This window comes from Kitasatospora sp. NPDC036755, assembly GCF_040636595.1.
Lineage (GTDB): Bacteria > Actinomycetota > Actinomycetes > Streptomycetales > Streptomycetaceae > Kitasatospora.
This window is the reverse complement of the sequence record NZ_JBEZUT010000059.1, coordinates 1-22,073: the sequence shown is the minus strand read 5'-3', so window position 1 is coordinate 22,073 and position 22,073 is coordinate 1. Positions and strand designations below refer to the sequence as shown.

General features: G+C 74.5%; 21 protein-coding genes. 6 read left to right on the top strand and 15 right to left on the bottom strand.

Annotated elements, in window-relative coordinates:
- Positions 1-129: 129 nt before the first annotated feature.
- From AB0E96_RS11965 to AB0E96_RS11925, 9 genes are all read right to left on the bottom strand, one after another.
- Positions 130-927 carry a LuxR C-terminal-related transcriptional regulator gene (locus AB0E96_RS11965; RefSeq protein WP_359821714.1) on the bottom strand — a complete coding sequence of 266 codons (798 nt, stop codon included), beginning with the start codon at positions 925-927 and terminating at the stop codon, positions 130-132.
- Positions 928-1,142: 215 nt separating this feature from the next.
- Complete coding sequence (locus AB0E96_RS11960) at positions 1,143-1,697, bottom strand: EF-hand domain-containing protein (protein WP_359821711.1); 555 nt, start codon at positions 1,695-1,697, stop codon at positions 1,143-1,145.
- Positions 1,698-1,898: 201 nt separating this feature from the next.
- The gene (locus AB0E96_RS11955; protein ID WP_359821709.1) at positions 1,899-2,657 is read right to left on the bottom strand and encodes a methyltransferase domain-containing protein; all 759 of its coding nucleotides are present in this window, start codon (positions 2,655-2,657) and stop codon (positions 1,899-1,901) included.
- Positions 2,658-2,660: 3 nt separating this feature from the next.
- On the bottom strand, positions 2,661-3,446 hold the full coding sequence (locus tag AB0E96_RS11950; RefSeq protein ID WP_359821706.1) for an SDR family oxidoreductase: 786 nt from the start codon (positions 3,444-3,446) through the stop codon (positions 2,661-2,663).
- Complete coding sequence (locus tag AB0E96_RS11945; RefSeq protein ID WP_359821703.1) at positions 3,443-4,306, bottom strand: TauD/TfdA family dioxygenase; 864 nt, start codon at positions 4,304-4,306, stop codon at positions 3,443-3,445. Before AB0E96_RS11945 ends, AB0E96_RS11950 begins: the two co-directional genes overlap by 4 nt.
- Positions 4,307-4,318: 12 nt before the next feature.
- A complete protein-coding gene (locus AB0E96_RS11940) occupies positions 4,319-5,575 on the bottom strand; it encodes an aminotransferase class III-fold pyridoxal phosphate-dependent enzyme (protein ID WP_359821723.1) in 1,257 nt (418 codons plus the stop codon).
- A gap of 11 nt (positions 5,576-5,586) precedes the next feature.
- Complete coding sequence (locus tag AB0E96_RS11935) at positions 5,587-10,059, bottom strand: AMP-binding protein (protein WP_359821700.1); 4,473 nt, start codon at positions 10,057-10,059, stop codon at positions 5,587-5,589.
- Positions 10,056-10,634: a DUF6309 family protein gene (locus tag AB0E96_RS11930; protein ID WP_359821698.1), complete on the bottom strand. Its 579-nt coding sequence runs from the start codon at positions 10,632-10,634 to the stop codon at positions 10,056-10,058. Before AB0E96_RS11930 ends, AB0E96_RS11935 begins: the two co-directional genes overlap by 4 nt.
- Positions 10,635-10,644: 10 nt before the next feature.
- On the bottom strand, positions 10,645-11,577 hold the full coding sequence (locus tag AB0E96_RS11925) for a phytanoyl-CoA dioxygenase family protein (protein ID WP_359821695.1): 933 nt from the start codon (positions 11,575-11,577) through the stop codon (positions 10,645-10,647).
- Positions 11,578-11,971: 394 nt separating this feature from the next.
- Between AB0E96_RS11925 and AB0E96_RS11920 the strand changes: the two genes are divergently transcribed.
- The 3 genes from AB0E96_RS11920 to AB0E96_RS11910 all read left to right on the top strand — a co-directional run bounded on the left by AB0E96_RS11920 (position 11,972) and on the right by AB0E96_RS11910 (position 13,692).
- Complete coding sequence (locus AB0E96_RS11920; RefSeq protein ID WP_359821692.1) at positions 11,972-12,634, top strand: TetR/AcrR family transcriptional regulator; 663 nt, start codon at positions 11,972-11,974, stop codon at positions 12,632-12,634.
- A gap of 117 nt (positions 12,635-12,751) precedes the next feature.
- Positions 12,752-12,946 (top strand): DUF1918 domain-containing protein, encoded by a 195-nt coding sequence (locus tag AB0E96_RS11915; RefSeq protein WP_359821690.1) that lies wholly within the window; start codon positions 12,752-12,754, stop codon positions 12,944-12,946.
- 44 nt (positions 12,947-12,990) lie between these two features.
- Positions 12,991-13,692: a DedA family protein gene (locus AB0E96_RS11910; RefSeq protein ID WP_359821687.1), complete on the top strand. Its 702-nt coding sequence runs from the start codon at positions 12,991-12,993 to the stop codon at positions 13,690-13,692.
- Positions 13,693-13,697: 5 nt separating this feature from the next.
- Here AB0E96_RS11910 and AB0E96_RS11905 read toward each other — a convergent pair whose 3' ends face one another.
- Entirely contained in the window at positions 13,698-14,438 is a 741-nt protein-coding gene (locus tag AB0E96_RS11905; protein ID WP_359821684.1) for a PIG-L deacetylase family protein, read from the bottom strand.
- A 108-nt stretch (positions 14,439-14,546) separates the two neighbouring features.
- On the opposite strand from AB0E96_RS11905, the gene AB0E96_RS11900 reads away from it, so the two are divergent.
- A complete protein-coding gene (locus AB0E96_RS11900; protein WP_359821682.1) occupies positions 14,547-14,951 on the top strand; it encodes a hypothetical protein in 405 nt (134 codons plus the stop codon).
- A gap of 86 nt (positions 14,952-15,037) precedes the next feature.
- Positions 15,038-15,163: a hypothetical protein gene (locus AB0E96_RS11895; protein WP_359821680.1), complete on the top strand. Its 126-nt coding sequence runs from the start codon at positions 15,038-15,040 to the stop codon at positions 15,161-15,163.
- A 72-nt stretch (positions 15,164-15,235) separates the two neighbouring features.
- On the opposite strand, the gene AB0E96_RS11890 is transcribed toward AB0E96_RS11895, so the two are convergent.
- From AB0E96_RS11890 to AB0E96_RS11870, 5 genes are all read right to left on the bottom strand, one after another.
- Entirely contained in the window at positions 15,236-16,477 is a 1,242-nt protein-coding gene (locus AB0E96_RS11890; RefSeq protein ID WP_359821678.1) for an MFS transporter, read from the bottom strand.
- A 5-nt stretch (positions 16,478-16,482) separates the two neighbouring features.
- Complete coding sequence (locus AB0E96_RS11885; protein ID WP_359821676.1) at positions 16,483-17,058, bottom strand: GNAT family N-acetyltransferase; 576 nt, start codon at positions 17,056-17,058, stop codon at positions 16,483-16,485.
- Positions 17,055-18,272 carry a type III PLP-dependent enzyme gene (locus AB0E96_RS11880; RefSeq protein ID WP_359821720.1) on the bottom strand — a complete coding sequence of 406 codons (1,218 nt, stop codon included), beginning with the start codon at positions 18,270-18,272 and terminating at the stop codon, positions 17,055-17,057. Before AB0E96_RS11880 ends, AB0E96_RS11885 begins: the two co-directional genes overlap by 4 nt.
- A gap of 122 nt (positions 18,273-18,394) precedes the next feature.
- The gene (locus AB0E96_RS11875) at positions 18,395-19,738 is read right to left on the bottom strand and encodes a DUF6271 family protein (RefSeq protein WP_359821674.1); all 1,344 of its coding nucleotides are present in this window, start codon (positions 19,736-19,738) and stop codon (positions 18,395-18,397) included.
- Positions 19,720-20,874: a YbiU family protein gene (locus AB0E96_RS11870; RefSeq protein ID WP_359821671.1), complete on the bottom strand. Its 1,155-nt coding sequence runs from the start codon at positions 20,872-20,874 to the stop codon at positions 19,720-19,722. Before AB0E96_RS11870 ends, AB0E96_RS11875 begins: the two co-directional genes overlap by 19 nt.
- A 442-nt stretch (positions 20,875-21,316) precedes the next feature.
- Between AB0E96_RS11870 and AB0E96_RS11865 the strand changes: the two genes are divergently transcribed.
- Positions 21,317-22,073: FUSC family membrane protein (locus tag AB0E96_RS11865; RefSeq protein WP_359821669.1), on the top strand; the 757-nt coding region annotated here is incomplete at its 3' end.

Here is a 22,073-nt window from a genome sequence, read left to right as displayed (position 1 = left end):
AGAGGGAGCCTCTTCCCCTGTTCGCCTTCATTCGCCTTCATACGCGAGTCCGCGCCGAGCGGCCGGCCTCCGCCCGAGGGCACCGGCCCTGCGGCACGGGCTCGTTGGGCGTGCCCCGCCCGGGCGGGGTCAGCGCGGGAGGAGCCCGCTGACCCGGGCCCGGTTGACGGTGGCGACCCGGTCGCGGGTACCGAGCTTCCGGTAGAGGTGCTCGATGTGCTTGTTGACGGTGCGGGTGGCGATGCCGAGGCGGCGGCCGATCGCGGCGGCGGTGAGGGCGTCCGCGAGGAGGAGCAGCACGGCCTGCTCGCGTGGCGTGAGCCCCGCCTCGGCGCACGCCGCCCGGCCCCCGGCCGCCTCCCCGCCGGCCGACGGCTCCCGCCGCATGGCGTGCCACTGGGACAGCAGCTCCCACTGCCGGTCGACGGCGTGGAGCAGCGGCTGGATCTGCGCGCCGTAGGTGCGGTCCGCGGCGGTGAACGCGCCGTCCGGGCGGAGCAGCACGTACCCGCGGACGGGAGAGTACGTGTCCGGCAGGGGGATGCCGAAGGCGAAGCGGCGGCCGGGGGCGAAGTCGCGGACGTCCCGCAGGTCCAGTGCGCGGCCGATCTCCTGGGCGGTGAGCGGCGTGGTGTCGCGGGTCGTCGCGTAGTAGTCGGAGAAGGGGCGGCCCGTCCTGATCTGACGGCGTGCCCGCTCGTCGGTGAGCGCGGCGTCCGCGCCGCCGGCGGTGGCGATGGTCATGGGCCCCGCGTCCGTCCGCCAGGTCCCTTCCTTGAACACCACGACCTCGGCGTCGCACGCGCTCAGCAGTTCGGCCAGGACGAGCCGGTGAAGCCTGGAAGGGTCCCGCTCGTGCAGGGCCGCCACGGCCAGGTCCCGCATCCGCCGGCAGAGCCGCGCGGTGTGCCGGGTGCCCTCGGGCACTTGTCCCTCCCGCTGTCGGCGTGCCCTTCGCTCCCCCGCAGGCGCTACGAGAGCCCCGGGGCGGACACCGCCGGCGCGGGGCCGCCCCGGCTGCCGGACGGCGGACGGCGGGTCGGCGCGTCGCGGGGCGCCTGCCGGAGAGCGGGCGCCCCGCCTCGGCCCGGGCGAGCGGGCCGAGGGGCCGAGGGGCCGTGGTGGCGAGGGGCGCGCGGAGTTCAGGCGCTCTGCTCGATGGGGCCGATCAGCCAGTTCCCCGGCGCGTTCTCGTCGGTGCTCAAATAGAACTCGGTGATGGCCAGCCTGAATTCCTCGTGGCTGATCACGCCGTTGCCGTCCCGGTCGAGCCGCCGGAACGCGTCGCCCGAGTGCTCCGGCGGAATTCCCAGAGCGCTGTACATCCGCACGTACTCGTCCTTGCTCAGCACCCCGTCGTGATTGGTGTCCAGCGCGCGCATCAGGGCGTCCGCGATCGCCAGCACCGCCTTTTCGAAGTGCTCCGGGGCCGTGATGTCGGCCTCCATGACGTCGAGGAACTCCGTACGGCTGATCCGCCCGTCCCCGTCGGCGTCCCCGTGCGCGAGCAGCACGCGCCACCACTCCTCGAACGCCTTCCGCATCGCCGAGGCGTTCTCCCGGTCATCCTCCGCGGCCAGCGCGCCGAAGAGCTCGCCCATCGCCTGGAAGTCGTCGTGGGTGAGCATGCCGTCGCCGCCCTGGTCGAACCAGTCGAAGAGCATGCTGAACTTCTGCTTCTTCACCTTGGCCGGCATTCCGTCCGCCTCTCGCTCGCGCCCGGTGACGGAGCCCGGTACCCCGTCGGGACTTTCGACGCACGGTAGATCGAGGATGAGCGGCGGGGCAATTGACCGGCGGGAGAATCACACCTTCGATGGAACAGCTCGCCGTGAAGGCATGATCCGTATGCGAAAGGAGTGTGGTGCGACGATGTACGGCGCCCCTGGAGCGCTCGATCATCCGGGCGTCCGGGTTCCGTTCTCCCGGTGCCGCCACCGCACCGGGTCCACGGTCTCCGCCGTGCCCGGTGCGGTCCGGGCCGGCGCCCGGTAGCCGGCCGTGGAGAGCACCAGCATCTCGTCGGCGCCCGGCTGGAACTCGTAGGCCACCCGTTCCACCCGGCTGGGGACACCGAGCTCCGCCAGCTCCTCGCGCAGCGCCCCCAGCCCCTCGTAGCGCGCTCCGGTGTCGTACACCACGAGCGGGAAGATCCGCACCTCCCGGCGCGCGACCCGGGCGAGCTCGCGCAGCCCCGCCCGGTGGAAGTCCTCGCCGAGCCGGTTGCCGTACGAGAACAGCAGGTGCGAGCTGAGCACCAGGTCGAAGGAGTCGTCGGCGAACGGGAGCCGGGGCAGCGAGCCGGCCAGGTAGCGCTCCGGGCGGGCGACGATGTCGGCGCGGAAGGCGCGGGCACTGGCCTTCCACCGGCGGATCATGTCGTCCGGGTCGGTGTACCAGGACCACACGTTGCCGGCCGTCTCCTTCACCAGCAGCTCGCGCTTGAACTCCGTCTCCCGCTCCACCAGCCGGCCGAGCTCCTCGCGGTGCTCGGCGTACTGGAGGTCGACGGCGACGGCGTCGACGCCGCGCTGCCCGGCCTCCGCCACGAAGCTCGCCGCGCCGGCCGGGCAGTCCAGGACGCGCTGTGCCAGGTCCCGGTCGTCCAGCGCGAACATCGCGCGGTACTCCGCGAAGGAGCGCGCACTGACCAGCACGGCTCAGCCCCTTCCCACGAACGGCATGGTGGTCGGCAGCACCACCAGCGACTGGATGGTGGTGTCCGGCGGCTGCGAGGCCATCAGCACCAGGGCCTCGGTGAAGCGGTCCACCGGGATGGTCGCCTCGACGGCCATGGTCCGGTCGGCCTGCATCGCGGCCGGCTGCGGGCCGCCGTCCACCGGGGTCACGTTGCCGACGTCGATCTGCCCGCAGGAGATGCCGTACGGACGGCCGTCCAGGGCCAGCACCTTGGTGAGGCCGAGGACGGCGTGCTTGGCCGCGGTGTACGCGATCGAGTTGGGGCGCGGGACGTAGGCGGAGGGCGCGCCGTTGTTGATGATCCGCCCGCCCTGCGGGGACTGGGTGCTCATCACCCGGAAGGCCTCCCGGGCGCAGAGGAAGCCGCCGGTGACGATGGTGTCCAGCACCCGGTTCCAGTCCTCGAACGGAGTCTCGGTGATCGGCCGGCGCGGTGCGGCGGCGCCCGCGTTGTTGAACAGCAGGTCCAGCCGGCCGTGGTGGTCGAGGACGGTGCCGAAGAGCCGGGCGACCTCCTCCGGGCTGCGGATGTCGGTCGGCACGGGCAGCACCCGGTCGGCCGCGGGGCCGGCCAGGGCCGCGGTCTCCTCCAGCGCGTCCTTGCGGCGCCCGGCGACGACCACGGTCCAGCCGGCCGCCAGCAGGGCCAGCGCCGACGCCCGGCCGAGGCCGCTGCCGCCGCCGGTGACGATCGCCACCCGTCCGTGCGGGGCGGTCGTACCGCCCGTCTCTCCTCCGGTGGTCACGGCGCCCACTCCTCCCCCTCGTTCACCCAGATCCTCAGCATCCGCCGGGAGTACGGCCCGGGCTCGTCGACGAACGGCGAACGCCCGTGCAGCACCCTGCTGTTGCGGATGATCAGCAGGTCCCCGGCGGCCATCGGCAGCCCGAAGGCGATCTCCGGCCGGTAGAGCACCTCGTCCAGCACGCCGAGCGCCTCCCACTGACGGTCCGTCAGCTCGGGGCCGCCGCGGTCGGGGGACGACCGGACGGTGCGGGTCTGGTAGTAGCAGCCGATCGTCCCGTCCTTGCGGTCGTACAGGATCGGGGTGACCACCACCTGCGGGCCGGCCCGGCCGCTGCGGTCGAAGGTCCAGTCCTCGCGCAGCGTGGCCAGCGCGTCCGGGCGCTCCCGCTGGATCAGGTCGTGCACGTGCCGGGCGCTCGCCAGCTTGGTCAGCCCGCCGCCGTCGAAGGCGGGTCGCACGCAGAGCAGCACCAGCAGGTCGCAGGTGTCGCAGTGGAAGCCGAGTTCGGTGTTGCCGTCGCCGTCCTGGTCGTGCAGCACCGAGGTGAGGTCACCGCGCCCGTTCTGCGGGACGATCCGACCGAAGTCCCGCAGCAGGAAGGAGAGCACCTCGGTGATCTCCTGCTCCGGACGGGACGGATCCACCAGCCCGCCCACATGGGTGATGCCGACCGAGTCGGCGGCGTTGCGGACGAACTCCCGCAGCCGGGAGCGCACTTCCTCGGCGGCACCCCACTGCCCGGCCCGCGCGTCGGCCCACAGCAGCCGCCGCTCCCGCTCCCCCAGCGGGAGCGACCAGAGCTCCCGCCGGGCGTCCAACTCCAGGCTGCTCCAGCCGATTTCGGTCACCGCATCCATGTCCTCTCCTCCCTACCGGCCGCCGGCCGCGACGGCCTTCGCCCACAACTCCAGGCCCTCGTCGATCTGTTCGGCCGTGACGACCAGCGCCGGGATCATCCGGACCGCGTTCAGGTGGATCCCGCACAGCAACAGCAGCAGGCCGTGCTCGGCCGCGGACTGCTGGGCGCGCCGGGCCGCCTCCGGGTCCGGGGCGCCGTCCGGGCGGCAGAACTCGCTGGCCGCCATCAGTCCGAGCCCGCGGACGTCGGCGATCCCGGGCGTCCCGGCGGCGACCGCCCGCAGCCCGGCCAGCAGCCTGACGCCCTGCACGGCCGCGTTCTCGACCAGCCGCTCCTCGCGCAGCACGTCCAGGGTGGCCAGGGCGGCGGCGCAGGCCACCGGGTTGCCGCCGTACGTACCGCCCTGCGAGCCGGGCCAGGCCCGCCCCATCAGCTCGGCGGGCGCGGCGATCGCGGACAGCGGGAAGCCGCTGGCCAGGCCCTTGGCGGTGATCAGGACGTCGGGACGCACCCCGTCCTCGTACTGGTGGGCCCAGAACCGCCCGGTGCGGCCGAAGCCGGTCTGCACCTCGTCCACCACCAGCAGGATGCCGTGCCGGTCCGCCCGCTCGCGCAGCCCGGCCAGGAAGCCGGCCGGCGCCGGGACGTAGCCGCCCTCGCCGAGCACCGGCTCGACGAACATCGCGGCGGTGTCGGCGGGCGCGGAGACGGTGGCGAGCACCTCGTCGAGGCCGCGCAGCGCGTGCGCCACCGCCTCCTCCTCGGACAGTCCGAGCCGGAAGGCGGCCGGGAAGGGCGCCATCGCGACCCCCGGCATCATCGGGCCGATGCCGGCCCGGAACCGGGTGCCGCCCGTGGTCAGCGAGGCCGCGCCCATGGTGCGGCCGTGGAAGGAGCCCTCGAAGACGACCACGTTCTGCCGTCCGGTGGCGTGCCGGGCGAGCCGCAGCGCGGCCTCCACCGCCTCGGTGCCGGCGGTGGCGAAGAACAGCGAGTCCAGGCCGGACGGCAGGACATCGCCCAACCGCTCGGTGAGGGTGAGGAGTTGGTCGTGCAGCACAGTGGTGTACTGCCCGTGGATCAGCCGGCCGGCCTGTTCCCGGACGGCCTCGACCACCCTCGGGTGACAGTGGCCGGTGCTGGTCACCCCCACCCCGGAGGTGAAGTCGAGGTGGCGGCGGCCGTCGGCGTCGTAGAGGTGGAGTCCTTCGCCGCGTACGGCGACGACCGGGGTGGCCTGCTTGAGCGCCGGGGAGAGCTGGGACACGGGGCCTGCCTTCACGGATTGGTCCTGCCTTCACGGATGTCGTCGTGCTTGTCGTCGTGCTTGTCGTCGCGGATGCCGTCACGGGTGTCGTCACGGAGGTGTTCAGGGGGGCCGCCCCGGGCGGGTGGTGGCGGGTCGACGGGCGGGAGGTATCCGGCCCCGGCGGCCCAGCCGAGCGCGGCCGACCACCACTGCGGGGTCGGCGCGGCGAAGCGCACGCCCAGCCGGTCGAGCACCCCGGTGGTGTACGCGCTGTCCACCAGGACGCGGCGCTCCTCCTGCGCCGCCCAGGCGGCGGCCACCCGGGCGGCCGTCGGGTGGCGGCGCTCGGCCCTGGCGAGGGCGGCCGCGAAGGCCTCCTCGCTGGTCAGCCGGACCGGGTGGCCGTGCCCGGCCAGCCACCGCACCAGCTCGTCGTGCGGGACGGCGTGCGGCGACTCCACGTGGTACGCGCCGGGCGCGGTGTACGGGTCGAGGGCGATCGCGGCGATCCCGGCGGCCACCGTGTCCACGTACGAGAACGCGAAGGCGGTGTCCGGCCGGCTCGGCGCGGCGCCCGCCAGCAGGTAGCCGCGGATCAGCTGGTAGATCCGGTTGTCCCCGGCGTTGGCCTGGAACGCGCCGGTCCGGCTGTGCGCCGCGATGTGGCCGCTGCGGTGCAGGTAGGCGGCGTGCCCGCCGGCGGCCCAGGCCCGGACGGCCCGCTCGGCCCGGTACTTGGTGCGCTCGTACGGGGTGCGGAAGTGCTGGCCGATCTCCAGGTCCGCCTCGCTGAAGCGGCGCGGCGGGCCGTCGACGCCGCCCGAGACGGCGAGCGTGGAGACGTGGTGGACCCGGGCGTCCGGGGCGTTCTCCCCGACCCAGTCGAGCAGCCGGCGCACCGCCGTGTGGTTGGTGCGCTCCAGCTCGTCGGGCGAGGCCACCAGCCGGACGTCCGCCGCCGCGTGCACCACCAGGTGGGCGCCCCGGGCGAGTTCGCTCCCCGCCGGGGAGAGGCCCAGGCCCTCCCGGTCGACGTCCCCGGCGAGTGCCCGGACCACACCGCCGCCCCCGCCCCCGCCCCCGGCGCCGAGCCGCTCCAGCGCGGCGGCGTCGTCCGCGGCCCGCACCAGGCAGGTGACCTCGGCACCGCGCCGCAGGAAGGCCTCCAGCAGGTGCCGCCCGAGGTAGCCGGTGGCGCCGGTGAGCAGCACCCGGGCGGGTTCGCGCACCGTCGCCCGGGTGGCCGGTGCGACGCCGGGGTGCAGCAGCTGGCCTGAGGTGGACAGCGCCGCCCGGACCGGCGGTGCGGCCTGCGGCGCCCCCGCCTCGGCCGCCACGGACCGGGCGAACCGCGCGGTGATCCGCTCGGCGGCCGGGTGCGTCGGACCGGGCCGGCCGTACACCAGGTCGGCGACCAGCCGCTGTTCCACCACCCGCGCGGTGAGGCGCAGTTCGTACAACGGATCGCCCCCGGCGCAGCGGGCCGTCCCGGCCTGTTCGGCGGCGACGGTCCAGTCCAGCGCGGGTTCCTCGGGCAGCCGGAAGGTGCCGAGGAAGTTGAAGCCGACGGCGGGCCGTTCGCCCGGCGCGTCCATCGCCCGGGCGGGTGCCTCGCGCAGCCGCCGGGCGACGGTCTCCGGGGTGGCCCCGGCCTCCAGCCCGATGTGCTTGACGGCGGTGAACCAGCCGACGGTGTCCAGGAATTCACCCGGGTCGCCGACCGCGTCCCGGCCGTGGGTCTCGACCTCCACGGCGAGCCGGGGGCGGCCTCCCGCGGCCGTCGCGGACTCGGCCGTGACAGGCTCGGCGGCGCCGGCCTCGGCCGTCACGGCCTCGGCGAAGGCGGCCAGCAGCACGGCCTCCAGTCCGGCCCCGGCGCCGTGCCGGGCGATCAACCGGGCGGTGGCGTCCGGGGCGAGCGCCCAGCTGAGAGCGGCGGCCTCCGCGATGTCCGAGGCCTCCGAGACCTCCGAGACCTCCGCGACTCCCCCGGCGGCCGCGGCCTCCCCGGCTTCCGCGGCGGGCGCGGCCAGCGCCGCCCAGGCGTAGAAGTCCGCCGTCGGCGGCAGGTCGACCGGCTTCCGGTCGAGCACCGCACGGTACGCGTGCGCCAGGTCGTCCAGCAGGATCCGCCAGGACAGCCCGTCGACCACCAGGTGGTGCGCGATCAGCGCGAGCCGGTCGTCGGTGCCGGCCGGGCCGGTGAACAGGTGGGCGCGCAGCAGGCGGCCGGCCGACGGGTCGAGGCTGCGGTGGAGTTCGGTGCAGACCCCCGCGACGGTGTCGGCGATCTCCCCGGCCGCGCGCGGGATCCGGGAGAAGGAGACCGGGTCGAGGTCGGCCACCGCCCGGAGCCCGCCGCAGCCGTCGGGGGTGAGCGGCCGGCGCAGCGCCGGGTGCCGTTCCAGGACGGCCGCGACGGCCGCCGAGAGCGCCTCCGGATCGACGGCGGTGCGGCAGCGCAGCAGCACGGACTGGTTCCAGTGCCGCGGGTCCCGCAGCGTCCGCTGCCGGTACAACCACCGCTGGGCCGGGGCGAGTCGGAGTCCGCCGGTCTCGCCGCGCGGGGCCGGGACGGACGGCGCGGCCGGGACGGCGACGGCCGCCAGCCCCTCCGCCGTCGGGTACTGGTAGAAGTCCTCGTAGGCGACCCGCAGGCCGGAGCGCCGCAGGAAGGCGATGGTGCGCATGGCGAGGATGGAGTCCCCGCCGATGCCGAGCACGTCGGCGCGCGGCCCGACGGCGGGCAGGCCGAGGGCGCCCGCCCAGAACCGGGCGATCTCGCCGGCCAGGCCGTCCGCGTCCACGGTGCCGCCCGGCTCGGGGGCGTCCTGCCGTGGTCCGCCCGGCGGCTCGGCGCCGCTCGACCCGGCCCGGGCCTCGATCAGTTCGGCCGCCAGCTCGGCGATCCGCTGCCGGTCGAGCTTGCCGTTCGGGCCGACCGGGAACCGCGGCAGCACCAGGATCGGCTGCGGCACGGAGTAGCCGGGCAGCCGGTCGCGCAGGTACGCCCGCAGCCCGTCCGGCGCTTCCGCCTCGTCGGCGCCGCCGGACAGCCGTACCACGCCGATCAGTTGGTTGCCGAGCGCGGTCTCCCGCAGCAGCACCGCCGAGCGGGCGACGCCGGGGTGGCCGTCCATGGCCCGTTCGATCTCGGCGAGGTCCACCCGGTAGCCGCGGACCTTCACCTGGCGGTCCACCCGGCCGAGGAAGACGAGGCTGCCGTCGGCCCGCCGACGGCACAGGTCGCCGGTGCGGTAGACCAGCCGGCCGTCGTGCCGGACGAAGCCGCGGGCGGTCTCGTCCGGCCGCCCGTAGTACCCGGCGGTCACCCCCCGGCCGCCGATGAGCAGTTCGCCCACCGCGCCGTCCGGCACCGTCCGGCCCGTTCCGTCCACCACGGCCAGCAGCACCTCGCCGATCCCGGTGCCGATCGGTACGGTCGGTTCCTCGGCGGGAAGTTGGCGGGCCGAGGTGACGAGCAGGCAGGTGGCGCCGACGGTGGTCTCGGTCGGGCCGTAGTGGTTGGCCAGCCGCGCGGTGGTGCCGCCGTCGAGCAGGGCGGCGGCGAGCGGGCGGGGCAGCGGCTCGCCGCCGAGCAGCACGGTGTGCAGCGGCGGGGAGTCGGCCGGGCGGCCCTCCAGCAGGGCGGTCAGGTGGGAGGGGGTGGTCTTGAGCACGTCCACCCGGGCCCGCCGCAGCGAGGCCCAGAAGGCCTCCGGGTCGCGCACCTCGCGGTCCGGCACGAGGTGCACCGAGCCGGCGGTGGCCAGGGCGAGCAGCCAGGCGGTGTGGCCGAGGTCGGCGGCCAGGGTGGTGACGTGGGCGGCGCGGGGGGCGTCGTCCTCGGAGAGGTCGAGCCGTCCGGCCAGTGCCCGGGCGTAGTGCACGGCGTTGGCGTGGGTGACGGCCACCGCCTTGGGCTCGCCGCTCGACCCGGAGGTGAAGGAGAGGTACGCGAGGTCCTCGCCGCGGACCTCGGTGGCCACCGGCGGCAGCTCCGGGAGCGCCTCGACGTCCACCACCTCTCCGCCGAGTCCGCCCTCGGTGGCCAGCACCCGGGCGGCCCGGACGGACGCCAGCCGTCGGGCGAGGTCGGCCGCCGACCAGTCCGGGTCGGCCAGCACGGCCGCCGCGCCGGAGCGCAGCACCCCGTGCAGGAGGACCAGCATCCGGGCGTCCCGGGGCCCGACCAGGGCGACCCGGTCGCCCCGGCCAGTGCCGGCGGCGGCCAGCCGGGCGGCGATCCGGTCGGCCGCGGTGTCGAGCGTGCGGTAGTCGAAGGAGCGGACGCCGTCTCCCAGGGCGGGCCGTTCGGGGTGGGCCCGGGCCGCGTGGGCGAGCAGCTCGGGCAGCGAACCGGCGCAGTCGCAACAGCCGGCGCCACCGGCGGAGCCGGCGGACTCGGCGCTGCCCGCGGAGTCCGCGCGGTCGGAACAACGGGCGGGGCCGGCCGAGCGGCCGGAGTCCACGGACCGGACGTGCTGTGTCGCGGGGGTCACGCCGACTCTTCCCCCGTCCCGCTCGTTCGGCTCGTTCGGCCGGGCCCGGCGGCCACCGTCGGGTCGCCCACCAGGTAGCCGTCCAGCAGCGCCCGCTCGGGCAGCCGTCCGGCCAACTCCCAGGCCAGCATGCGGTGCAGGCCGTCGAGGTGGATCAGCCCCGACCGGACCGCGAGGTCCCCGTAGTCGGAGTGGTCGACCGGGGCGGTGCTGAGGAAGACGAGCGTGAACGGGGCCTCCCGCAGCAGCCGCAGCTTCGCCGCGCAGACCGGGTTGGCGGCGGTCCACGCGGCTCCGCCGGCCCGGACCCGCTCGGCCGCCTCGGCCACCGTCAGCCCGGAGCGGGGCACCAGTTCGAGCTCCCCACCCTCGCTGAGGTGCCAGGGCAGCACGACGCCCAGGACGTCCGCCCGGGACAGCCGGATCCGCCACCAGCCGCCGCGGATGCGGTCGGCGCGGTCGAGGTTCTCCTCGCCGTACATGTTGCTGTTCGCCTCGTGGGCCCGCTCCACCGGGTGGTCCCGCAGGTAGGCGTCGTGGACCTCGGGGTAGGCGACGGCGGTGACGATCTCCACGCAGTGCTCCTCAGACGGTTCCGGTGTACTCGGGGCCGGCGTGCTCGGTGGCCGCGTACTCTGTGCCGGCGCGCTCGGCTGCCGCGCGCCCGGCTCCGGCGTGCTCGGCTTCCGGGTACCCACTGGCCGCGTATCCGGCGCCGGTGCGGTCCCCTCCGGTGTACTCGGTGAAGTGCCGCTCCGCGAACAGCTCGGGCCACTGGCCGTCGGCCAGGTCCAGTTCGCGGGCCCGGGCGAGCATCTGCCGCCAGTACGGCTTGACCGGGCGCCAGCGCGCCCCCACCTGGCAGTACGAGGCGTCGACGAAGTACCGGGGGTGGCCCGGTCCTTCGGGCGCCGGCCTGCGGGTGTGGAACAGCGCCGAGTTGAGCAGCACCGTGGAGCCGGGCGGCAGCCGGTCGATCAGCACCTCGCCGGGCAGTTCGCCGGTGCCGTGGTGGGCGAAGGCGGTCTTTCCGGTGGTGCGCAGGTGCGAGCCGGGCAGGACGGCCAGGCCGCCGACCTTCTCGTCCAGTCCGCCGAGGTAGTGCAGCGCGTGGACCATCAGCAGCGACGGGTCGGAGCGGTCGTTGGGCTCGCAGTCGTGGTGCCAGGCCTTGCCCGGGATCCCCGGGTCCTGGCGGTCGCTGTGCAGGTGGTGGAAGACGAAGTCCGGCCCGAGCAGACGGGTCAGGGCGAGCAGCAGCGGCGGGTGGGTGAGGAGTTCGCCGTGGGCGGGCAGTTCCAGTTCGAGCAGCGGGGGCGGCCCGTACTGTAAGGGGTCGGTGCACGCGGCGATCGACCGGGCCCGCAGGCCCTCGTCGACCCAGCGGTCGACCTCGGCGGCGAGCCGCTCGCGCAGCGCTTCCGGCAACAGGCCGGGCAGGACGAGGTATCCGGCCTCCAGGAACTGTCGGCGGTGCTCGGTGTCGAGGGCCTCGCGCCCTCCGGAGGACAGGGTCACCGAACCGATCCCCTCCTTCCGTTCGGCTGGGCACACACATACGGCTGGGCACACACAGGGGCGTGACGCCACGGGACGTGGCGCGGGCAGTGGGGGCACACGGCGTCATCCAGACCTCGGGTGGCGGCGGAGCGTCCGTCACAGGCGCCTCGGCCGCCACAGCTGAATCGTGATCACCACGAAGAGGCATGCGTTGATCACGCAAGGTAGTCCGCCCCAGGAGTATGAACCTGTCCTCGCGTCCACGACAAGGCCAATGCCAACCCGTGGACACCTTCCCGCCACCGTGCCGTTCAGCTCCGGCCACCACTCGACTCCTGCCCCACGGGACACTCCGGGCCGCACACGCCCCGGTGATTCGCCGCCGCAACAGCGGATGCGGCACAGTGAGGTCATGAGCGACAGGAGCCACCCCTCCCCCGGACCGGTCCGACGCCGCCCGGTCCAGCAGCGCAGCCTGGAGCGGTACGGCCGGATCCTGGACGCCTGCGCCGGGCTGCTGGACGAGGTCGGGGCGACCGCGCTCACCACCAAGGAGGTCGCCCAGCGCGCCCAGGTGCCGATCGGCACCCTGTACCAGTTCTTCGCCGGCAAGGAGGACCTGCTGGCCGCGCTCGCCACCCGCAACCTGGACCGCTTCCTCCAGCGCCTGGACGCCAGGCTGGCCGCCGCGGCACCGGTCGGCCCCGCCGTGTTCACCGACCTCGCGGTGGAGGAGTTCGTGGCGATGAAGCGCGCCGTTCCGGGCTTCGGACAGCTGGACTTCGGGCTGGCCGTGCCGGCCGTGCCCACCGACGTCCGGGACGACCGGCACCTGCTGGACGCGGGCGTGGACAACAACACCGCCGTCGCGCTGCGGCTCCAGGCGCTCGGCGGCGAACTGTTCCGGGCGGGCGACCCGACGGCCGTCACGCTGACCCTGCGGGTGGCCCTGGAAGCCGCCGACGCGGTGCTCAAACTGGCCTTCCGGGAGGCCCCGGACGGCGATCCGACGCTGATCGCCGAGTGCAAGCGGTTGGTCCGCGGCTACCTCGCGCAACAGCCGACCGCCCACTGACCTCCGTCCCCCCGGCCCCGCCGGCCCGAGGCGTTGCGCGCCCGCCGCGCCCGCAGCACAGTGGATAGCGGGAACGGCCGCGCGGGCGGCCGGGCACTCGACCCGAGGGAGCAGACCATGCACGCGGCGGTAGGTGACCAGCTCCACATCCACAGCAGGTCGGTGGGCATGGTGGACCAGAAGGGCGAGATCGTCGAGGTGCGCGGCACCAACGGCGAGCCGCCCTACGTGGTCCGTTTCGAGGACGGCCACGAGGGCCTGATCTACCCCGGCCCCGACTGCAACATCGAACAGCGCCAGGCGAACCTCTGACCGACACCCCCGCCGCCCCGCCCCGCGCGAGGTGGTGAGGAGCGGTGTCAGCCCCCACGGCCCCGCTGCCCGGGGCGCTCGCCGGGCTCACGCCACTGCTGGACCACTACGGGTACCTCGCGGTGGCGGTGCTCGTCCTGCTGGACAACTGCGGCATCCCGGTGCCCGGGCAGACCATCCTGGTGCTGGCCTCGGTGTACGCCGGCACCGGGCACCTCGACTTCGCCGCCGTCCTGGTGATCGCGGCCGTCGCCGCCGCGCTCGGCAACAGCCTCGGCTACCTGATCGGCCACACCGGCGGACGCGCCTTCGTCCACCGCTGGGGCCGCTACGTGCTGCTCACCCCGGCCCGGATGGAGCGCGCGGACGGCTTCTTCGCCCGGCACGGCGGCAAGGTCGTCACGGTCGCCCGTTTCGTGGACGGGCTGCGCCAGTACAACGGGATCATCGCCGGGACGACCGAGATGCCCTGGCGCCGGTTCCTGCCGTTCAACCTGCTCGGCGCGGTGCTGTGGACGGCGGTCTGGGGCACCTTCGGCTTCGTCGCCGGGGAGAACATCGGCACGGTCTACCACACGGCGCTGCGCTACCAGGTCTGGTTCGCGGTCGGGCTGGGCGCGCTGGTCGCCGGCTTCCTGCTCCGGCAGGTGCTGCGCTACCGGCGGCGGCGTCGCACGGACACCGGCGGCAGCGACGGCGGCAGCGACGGCGGCAGCGGCAGCGGCAGCGGCGGCAACGCGCCCTGAAGGCGTCAGCGCAGCGGGAACACCTCGAACGGCACCGCGAAGCGCGTCCCCAGCCGGGTTCCGGCGCCCCGGCCGAAGCCCTCCAGGAACTCCCGCGGCTCCGCCATCTCCCCGCCCAGTCCGGCCAGGTACGCCCGGTGCTCCTCCAGCGAGGCGACGCCCCGGTCGAAGGTGTCGGTGGTGTCCACCGCGTGCTTCGCCTCCGGCGAGGCCGCCGCCCAGATCTGCCGCACGCCGTTCCACGGTTCGTGGCCCTCCGCCAGCAGCTCGCGGAACACCCAGCGGTTCCCGGCGTCCCGGACGCCGTCCAGGGTGGCCCGGCCGACCGCGATGTGGTCGGCCTGGTTGAGGAACACCCCGCCGTAGGTGTCCCGGAAGTTGCTGGTGATCACGATGTCCGGCCGGTGTCTGCGCACCAGCCGGGCGATGTCCCGGCGCAGCGGCAGCCCGTACTCCACCACGCCGTCCGGGTGGCCGAGGAACTCCACGGTGTCGACGCCGACGACGCGCGCCGAGGCGAGCTGCTCGGCCTCGCGCAGCGGGCCGCACTCGGCCGGGTCCAGCGAGTCGATGCCCGCCTCGCCGCTGGTGACCATCGCGTAGACGACGGTCTTGCCCTGCGCCGTCCAGCGGGCGACGGCCGCGGCCCCGCCGTACTCCATGTCGTCGGGGTGGGCGACGATCGCCAACGCGGTCTGCCAGTCCTCGTCGACGGGCTCGAAGGGCTCGGGGGCCTGCTCGCTCATGCTGTTCGTTCCTCTCGGTGCGGCGCGCGGTCGTACGGCGATGACCGGCCGGCCAGGATCGGCCGTCCGACCGGGAACCTATCCCGTGTCAGGCCGCGTCGAAGGGGCATGACCCGCCGCCACCTCGTCCTCGTCCACGCCGCGCTCGTCCTGCTCATCCTGGAGACCGTCGCCGCGGTCATGCTGTTCTTCGTCGCCTCCCCGATGATCGGCGGCATCTCGGACGACGACGCGTCGAACGTCCCGTTGGGCGTGACGGTCGCGTCCGTGGTGGGCGTGTCCGCCGTGCTCAACATGCTGGCGGTCAAGGCGGTGTCCCGGATGGGCATGGCGGGCGAGCGGACCGGGCGCCGCAGGCTGGCCCTGGCCGGCGGGGCGCTGGTCCAGCTCGGCGTGCTCGCCCTGGGCCTGCGCCACGAGTTCACGCCGGTGGTCCTCTACCCGGTCGTGGTCCTGCTCCTCCTCGCGGGTCTGTCCGGCAGGCTTGCCTCCGACGCGGGGGCCAGGGGTTAGCGCCCGGCGTCCCGCGGCGGTGCCTGCCCGGCCGGGACCCGCCGGTCCGCTGCTCCGGCTCCCCCGGCGCGAACACCTCCGCCCCGGTGGTCCACGCCCGACTCGCCGCCCCGGGCACCGAGATCGCCCGGCTCGGCGCGCTGCGCGCCGGGCTCGCCCACCGCATCGCGGCCGGCGGCTCGGACGTGCCGGACGGAACCCGGACGTCATGACGGACCCGCCCGGCACCTCGCGACGGGGGTGCGCGAGGTGCCGGGCGGGAGTGCGGCGGGGCGTCCTGCCGATCAGCTCGGGTCGGCGGCGAGCCAGGCCTCGGCCTCGGCCGGGGCCGCCGGGGCGTCCCGGCCGGGCCAGCTGATCCGGGTCGCGCAGAGCGAGACGACGGCCGCCGAGGCGGCGACGGCGGCCATGCCCCAGAGCAGGCTGGTGGCACCGGCGATGAAGCCGATCACGGCGGGGCCGGCCAGCAGGCCGGTGGTGCCCATGGCGGCGACCAGGGAGAGCGCGTCGGCGCCCTGCCGGGCGGCGGCGACGTAGACGCACGGGGTCACCGCGGCCACGCCGAGGCCGACGCAGGCGAAGCCGATCAGGGTCGGGACCACGCCGCCGGCCGCCAGGGCGAGGGCGAGTCCGAGGCCGGCGAGCAGGCTGCCGGTGGTCACGATCCGGCCGTCGCCGAAGCGGGTGCGCCAGCCGTCCGCGAAGATCCGGGCGCAGACCATCATCACCGAGACCACCGCGATGCCCATCGGGGCGAGTCCGGCGTCGGCGTGCACGTAGTCCTTGAGGTAGAGCGCCGACCAGTCGTTCATGGCGCCCTCGGTGACGGTGCCGAAGACCATCGCCAGGCCCATCCAGAGGGTCGCGACGGTCGGCAGCGCGAAGCCGCGGCGCTGCTTCCGCTCCGCCGGTTCGGCGGCGTCGGCCGAGGAGTCGGCCGAGGCGTCGGCCGCCGCCGGGCCCTCCGCCAGCAGCCCCGGCCGGGCGGCCACGACCAGCGCCGCGAGCAGTGCGGCCGCGAGCCCGAAGTGCACCGCCAGGGTGTCGGTGACGGCGGTGACGCCCGAGGCCAGCAGCGCGGCGAGCAGCGAGCCGGCGCTGAAGGTGGCGTGCAGCCGGGACATCGTGGTCCGTTCGAAGCGGGCCTCCAGCGCGGCGCCCTGGGCGTTCATCGCGACGTTCAGGCCCCCGACCGCGACACCGTCGAAGAACAGCACCAGCAGGGTCAGCGGGTAGTTCGGCACCACCGAGAGCGCGAGCAGGATCACGCCGAGCACGAGCGCGGACAGCACCGAGAGCAGGCGGGAGCCGAGCCGCCGCATCAGCACCGCCACCAGGGGGAAGGACACCGCCGCGCCGATTCCGCAGGTCATCAGCAGCAGGCCGATCTGGGCCTCGCCCAGGTCGAGCCTGGCCTTGAGCGCGGGCACCCGGGAGACCCAGGTGGCGTACTGGAATCCGAGGACGAAGAACAGTGCGCCGATGGCCACTTGGGACCGGCGGAAGTCGTCGCGAACGGGGGACATCGGTATCAGCCCACTTCGGCTCTGGGGTGCGGCCCGGGGAGCGGGCCGGTGGAGTGCGGCAGCGGCCGGACCGGGACGGGGTCCAGCGGCATCGCCATGTAGACCGCCCGGGTGCCGTAGCTCTCGGGCAGGTCGATCTCGGGCCGGGCGCGGTAGCCCAGCGGGGTCCACAGCACGTGCGAGCCGCGGACGGCCACCAGCGAGGAGGTCCGGTAGCCGGCTGCCCGAGCGGCCTCCTCCAGGTGCCGCAGCATCCGCAGGGACAGGCCCCGGCCGCGCAGGTCCTCGGCGATCACCACGTCGTGCGCGTGCATGTTGGTCGGCCGCTCGCCGGTGCCGTCCGCGTCCTCGTGGCGGCTGAGGTCGGGGCAGCGGAACAGCGGGTACGGCAGGGCGAGCAGGTAGCCGCCGAGGCGGCCGGCGTGTTCCAGCACGAAGCAGGTGTCCGGCGAGGCGCGGTGCCGGGAGCGCAGCGCCTCGCGGCCTTCGGACAGGCCGCTGGCGGCGTAGGCGCGCTCCTCCAGTGCGACGACGGCGTCCCAGTCGTCCTCCCCGAGCAGCCGGATGCGGTACTCGCTCATGCGCTTCCCTCCTCGCGGTTCCCGCCGACGCAGGTGTACGGCAGCGGCGCGAAGCCGTTGAAGCCCTGGGTGGCGTAGGCCGTGGCGTAGGCGCCGCAGGAGTGGATCCAGACCGGGTCCCCGGAGGCGACGGCGCGCGGGACGCGCACCAGGCCGCCGTCCTGCGCGTACGCGTCGTCACTGTCGCAGGTCGGGCCGGCCACGACGGCGTTGACGAACTGCCCGCCGGGGTGGGTGGGGAACTCCAGCCGGTACTGCAACTGGTCCATCTCGTACAGGCCGTTGAACTTGCCGCAGCTCAGGTACAGCCAGTCCTCCCGGGCGCCGTCGAGGCGGCGGCGGGAGGTGAGCCGGGAGACGTGGGCGCGGATCGCGCCGTGGTCGGCGACCAGGTGGCGCCCGGGCTCCAGCAGGAACTCCAGCGGCCCGGCGTTGACGGCGCTCAGCCGTTCCATGCCCTCGCGGATCACCGCGAACATCTTGTCCAGCGGCGGGTCCAGGGGCCGCCCGCCGCGGTCGAGGACGCCGAGCGCGGGCAGACCGCCGCCGAGGTTGATCCGGGTCGGCACGATGCCGCGCCAGTTGAGGGCCTCCAGCACGGCGGCCAGCGAGTCGACGGCCGCGCTCCAGGCCTCGGCGGTCATCTGCTGGGAGCCGACGTGCACCGACAGGCCGGAGGGCACCAGCCCGGCGGTGCGGGCCTCGTCGAGCACCCGCAGCGCGTCCTCGGGCGAGCAGCCGAACTTGTGGCTCAGGCCCCACAGCGCGCCCTCACCGGTGGTCGCGATCCGGCAGAACACCCGTGAACCGGGGGCGTGTTCGGCGATCGCGGCGACGTCCTCCGGGCTGTCGGTGGCGAAGTCCCGCACGCCCAGCCGGTAGGCCTCGGCGATGTTGCGGTCCGACTTGACGGTGTTGCCGTAGTGGACCAGCCCGGGGGCGACGCCGGTGCGCAGCGCCTGGGCGATCTCCTGCGGGCTCGCCGCGTCGAAGCCGGAGCCGAGGGCGGCGAGGTGGTCCAGCACCTCGTCGACCGGGCAGGCCTTCATCGCGAACCGGACGGCCACGCCCGGCAGTTCGGCGCACAGTGCGGCGTACTGGCGGCCGATGCCGTCGAGGTCGTAGATGATCCGGTCGTCGGTGGCGGCGGCGAGCGCGGCGCGCAGTACGGCGTGGTCGTGCTCGTCGGTGCGGGGCGGTTCGGTGTGCGCCACGGAGAGGGACGGGGCGCGGTGGGCGGGCGGGTGGCCGGGGCCGCGGCCCGTCCCGGGGCCGGCGGTACGGCCGGTCGCATGGCCGGTCGCATGGCCGGTGGTCTGACTGCTGGTCTGACGTGTCACGTGGGGTTCCCGTCCGGCTGGCGCGGCAGCCGGTCGGCGGCGGTGGCCTTGCTCGCCCGCACCAGCGGGCCCCACGCGTCGATCAGCGCCGCGAAGTCCTCGATGTCCGCCTGCGCCTCGTCGAGCAGGCGCGCCCGCTGGGGCGCCAGGTGGTCCGCGAACTCGGCGTACTTCCCGCCGAGCCGCCGGTAGCAGCGGTCGAGCTCGGCGAGCCTGCGGTGGTTCTCCGCACGGTCCGTCGCGGCGCTGCGACGGGCGGAGTCGGCGACCGCCTCGGGGCGGACGTGGTGCAGTTCGTCCAGCAGGGCGTCGCCGGCGGCCTCCATCTCGGCGTACACCGGGTAGAGGTAGAGCATGGAGAGCAGGAACTTGGCGTAGCGCAGCTGGTAGGCGGTGAAGCCGGGGCCGGTGCGCCGTTCCGGGGTGTGGTAGTTGACGATGTGGCGGTTGTGGGTGACGCCCGGCAGGGTCGCGTCACGCACCAGGTGGTGCAGGAAGTAGTCGCTGCCGATGGTGTCGGTGGCGGGCGGCAGCGGCACCCGTTCGTACACCTCGTGGTGGAGGCCGATGTTGCACATGTCGATGCGCCAGATATCGGGCAGGTCCAGCACCGCGCGGTCGGTGGTGAACGGCTCGGTGCCGCCGCCGGTGAAGGAGTCGGCGACGAGGTCGCGCTTCTCCTCCTCGCTCGCCCCGGTGGGCGCCCAGAGCGCGACCACGTCGTGGTGGACCTCGGGGTCGAGCTCGCGGATCTCGCCGACGTCGACGGAGAGTTCGCCGATGAAGGAGGCGCCGACCAGGACGACCGGCTTGTCCGCGTGGGCCGGGTCGAGGCTGTTCCCGGTGACGGCGGCGGCCGCGTCGGCGGCCTTCAGCCCGAGCGTGGCCAGCTCATGCTCGATCGGGAACACCGGTTCGCCGTCGAGCAGTTGGTAACGGCTGTCGGAGTCGCGGCGGTGCACCGACTCGCAGCCGAGGGCGGCGGCGAGCAGGAACGCCCGGTTGGTGCAGGCACCGTAGGAGACGGCGTCCGGCAGCATAAGCTCCAGCAGTCGGTCCGGTCCGGCCCCGCCGGCCGCTCCGGAGCGCTCGACCACCTCGCGCAGGAAGGCGCGCTGGGCGTCCTCGTCCAGGTGGTGGACGACCACGCCCTCGACGGCCGGCAGAGCGGCGAGGGCCCCGGCGTGCCGCTTCCGGCTCGCGGGGTCGGCGGAGTCCAGCACCAGCAGGTGCACCCGGACTCCGAACCGCCGTGCGGCGTAAGCGGCTTCGGCTCCGACCGCGGTGATGGTGCCCGCGCACTCGCGGTTGGTGGGCAGAGTCAGGCAGACGTCGCGCATTCCCGCTCCCCCGTGGCGGCCGACCGGTCTTCCCCGCGTTCCGGGCGCCCCCCGTGTTCCGGGTGCCCTCCGTGTTCCGGGTGCTCGTCGAAGGGCTTGCCGCTCCAGGAGCGCAGCCCGAGCAACTTCTCTCCCAGTTCGGTGAGTTCGGCGGTTCCGTAGCGCTGCGCCTCGGGCCGGTCGGCGTCGCCGACCAGGGTGCGGTTCCAGTCCGGGGTGGCGAGCGTGCGCCAGGACTCCACCCGGGAGCGGCGCAGCTTCTCGGACTCCTCCAGCGCGGGCATCATCGACAGGTACTGCACCGCGCGCACGCCGTTCGCGGAGGTGTTGCGCTCGACGCCGTGGGCGAGCAGGCCGTTCCAGATCAGCAGGTCTCCGGCGCTCAACTCGGGCCGCACGACGGGGAACTCGGCGCGGTCGACGTCCGGGCGGATCGGGTCACGGTCGGCCGGCTGGGCGGCCTGCCACTCGTTGAAGCGGCGGAACAGCTCCGGGTCGCACTGGAATCCGCCGTGGTCGGGGGCGGTGTCGTTGAGCGCGATGATGCCCTGGACGCGCTGCGGCAGCATGCTCCGGGTGGTGTCGACGTCCCAGTGCAGCTCGATGTCGAAGCCCCGGTCGGTGGGCTCGATCAGCGCGCGGTCGCGGTTGCGGATGTTGGGAGGGTTGAGGTTGAGCCGGTCGAGGGTGACCCAGAGCTCCTCGCAGTCCCACACGTCCACGAAGGCGTCGTAGACGCGCTGCGCCTGGCGGCTGTCCCAGATGAGCTGGTGGTGGTAGGCCTCGACGAAGCCGTAGATGTGCAGGTGCCGGTCGAGTTCGTCGCGGTGGTCGCGCTCGCGGTACCACTCCTCGGGGCGGTCCGGCGACAGTCCCTGGAACTCCCAGGCGAAGTCGAGCAGTCGGCGTGCGGCCTCGGCCGGGACGGCCTGCTTCACCACCACGTAGCCGTAGGTCTGCCAGAACGCGTAGTCCTCCTCGGAGAGCACCCGCAGCGGGCGCTCCTTGCGGATCTCGCGCAGCGCGGTCGGGGCGAGGTAGCTCTCGGTGTCGGCACTGAAGTAGGGGCGCTCCGAGGCGGCCCGGTAGAGGTATTCGCCGGTGGGTCCGCCGGTGTGCGGGGCAGGTCTCGGCATGGGCAGTCACTCCATGGTTCGTAGTCGGCGCAGCGCTTCGTCGCGCGCCCGGCGCGGGCACGGCGCGGGCACGGCGAGTCGACGGCCGGTCACCGGCCGCAACGGGAATTCGGGTGCGGAACGGAGGGCCGTCCGCACACGGCCCTTCCCGATTCGGTCCGCGGGCGCGGAACAGTGCCACGTCAGGCGGCCAACTCTCCCGCCCGGCAAGGCCCCTCACCCCGCATCAGCCTTTACCGAACCGCACTCCCCATACGTTGGACTAGACCAACTAATGGTGTCAACCCTTTCCTGCGGGTTACCGATTGGGAAATCAACGCAGTTCACGGCGCTTCGCGGGGTTCGCTTTATGTTTCGGCGGCTGACATAAGCGGGGGTATGTTTCCTGAATTGACATAACCGCGAAACGGTGAACTCACCGGGCTCGCCGTACGTTGGGCACATGGCACGCGTGCTGACGGCTCCCCCGTGGCTGACCGAGAGCCTGCGGCCCCGGGCCGCACCGATCCCCTGGGCGGCGGTCGCCCGCGCCTCCGTCGCCCTCTCCGCCCCGCTCGCCGTCGGCACCGCCACCGGCCGGCCCGGCTACGGTGCGCTGGTGTCGATGGGCGCGCTGTCCGGAGTCATCGGGGACACCGCCGACGCCTACCGCATGCGGGTGTTCAACATCGCCGTGCCCCAGCTGTTCGGCGCCCTCGGGATGCTGTTCGGCACCCTGGTGTTCGGCACCGGCTGGACGGCCGTCGCGACGGTGACCGCCGTCGCCCTGGTCTCCGGCATGATCTCCTCGATCGGCGCGGTCGCGTCCGTCTCCGGACTGCTCCTGCTGCTCAACGCGGTGGTCGGGGCCGGCCTGCCGCTGCCCTCCCCCTGGTGGCTGCCGCCCGCCCTGCTCCTGCTCGGCGGCCTGCTGGTGCTCGCCCTGACCCTGCTCGCCTGGCCGCTGCGCGTCGGCGTCCCCGAGCGGGCGGTGGTGGCGGACACCTACCGGGCCGCCGCCGACCTGCTGGCCGCCGCCGGCACCCCCGCGTACGACGGCCGCCGCCGCGAGCTCACCCGCGCGCTCAACCAGTCCTACGACCTGCTGCTCGCCCGCCGGGCCCGCCGGCACGGCCGCTCCCCCACCCTGGTGCGGCTGCTCGCCCAGCTCAACGCGGTGATCCCGGTGGTCGAGGCCGCCCCGGCGGCGCAGCTGCGCC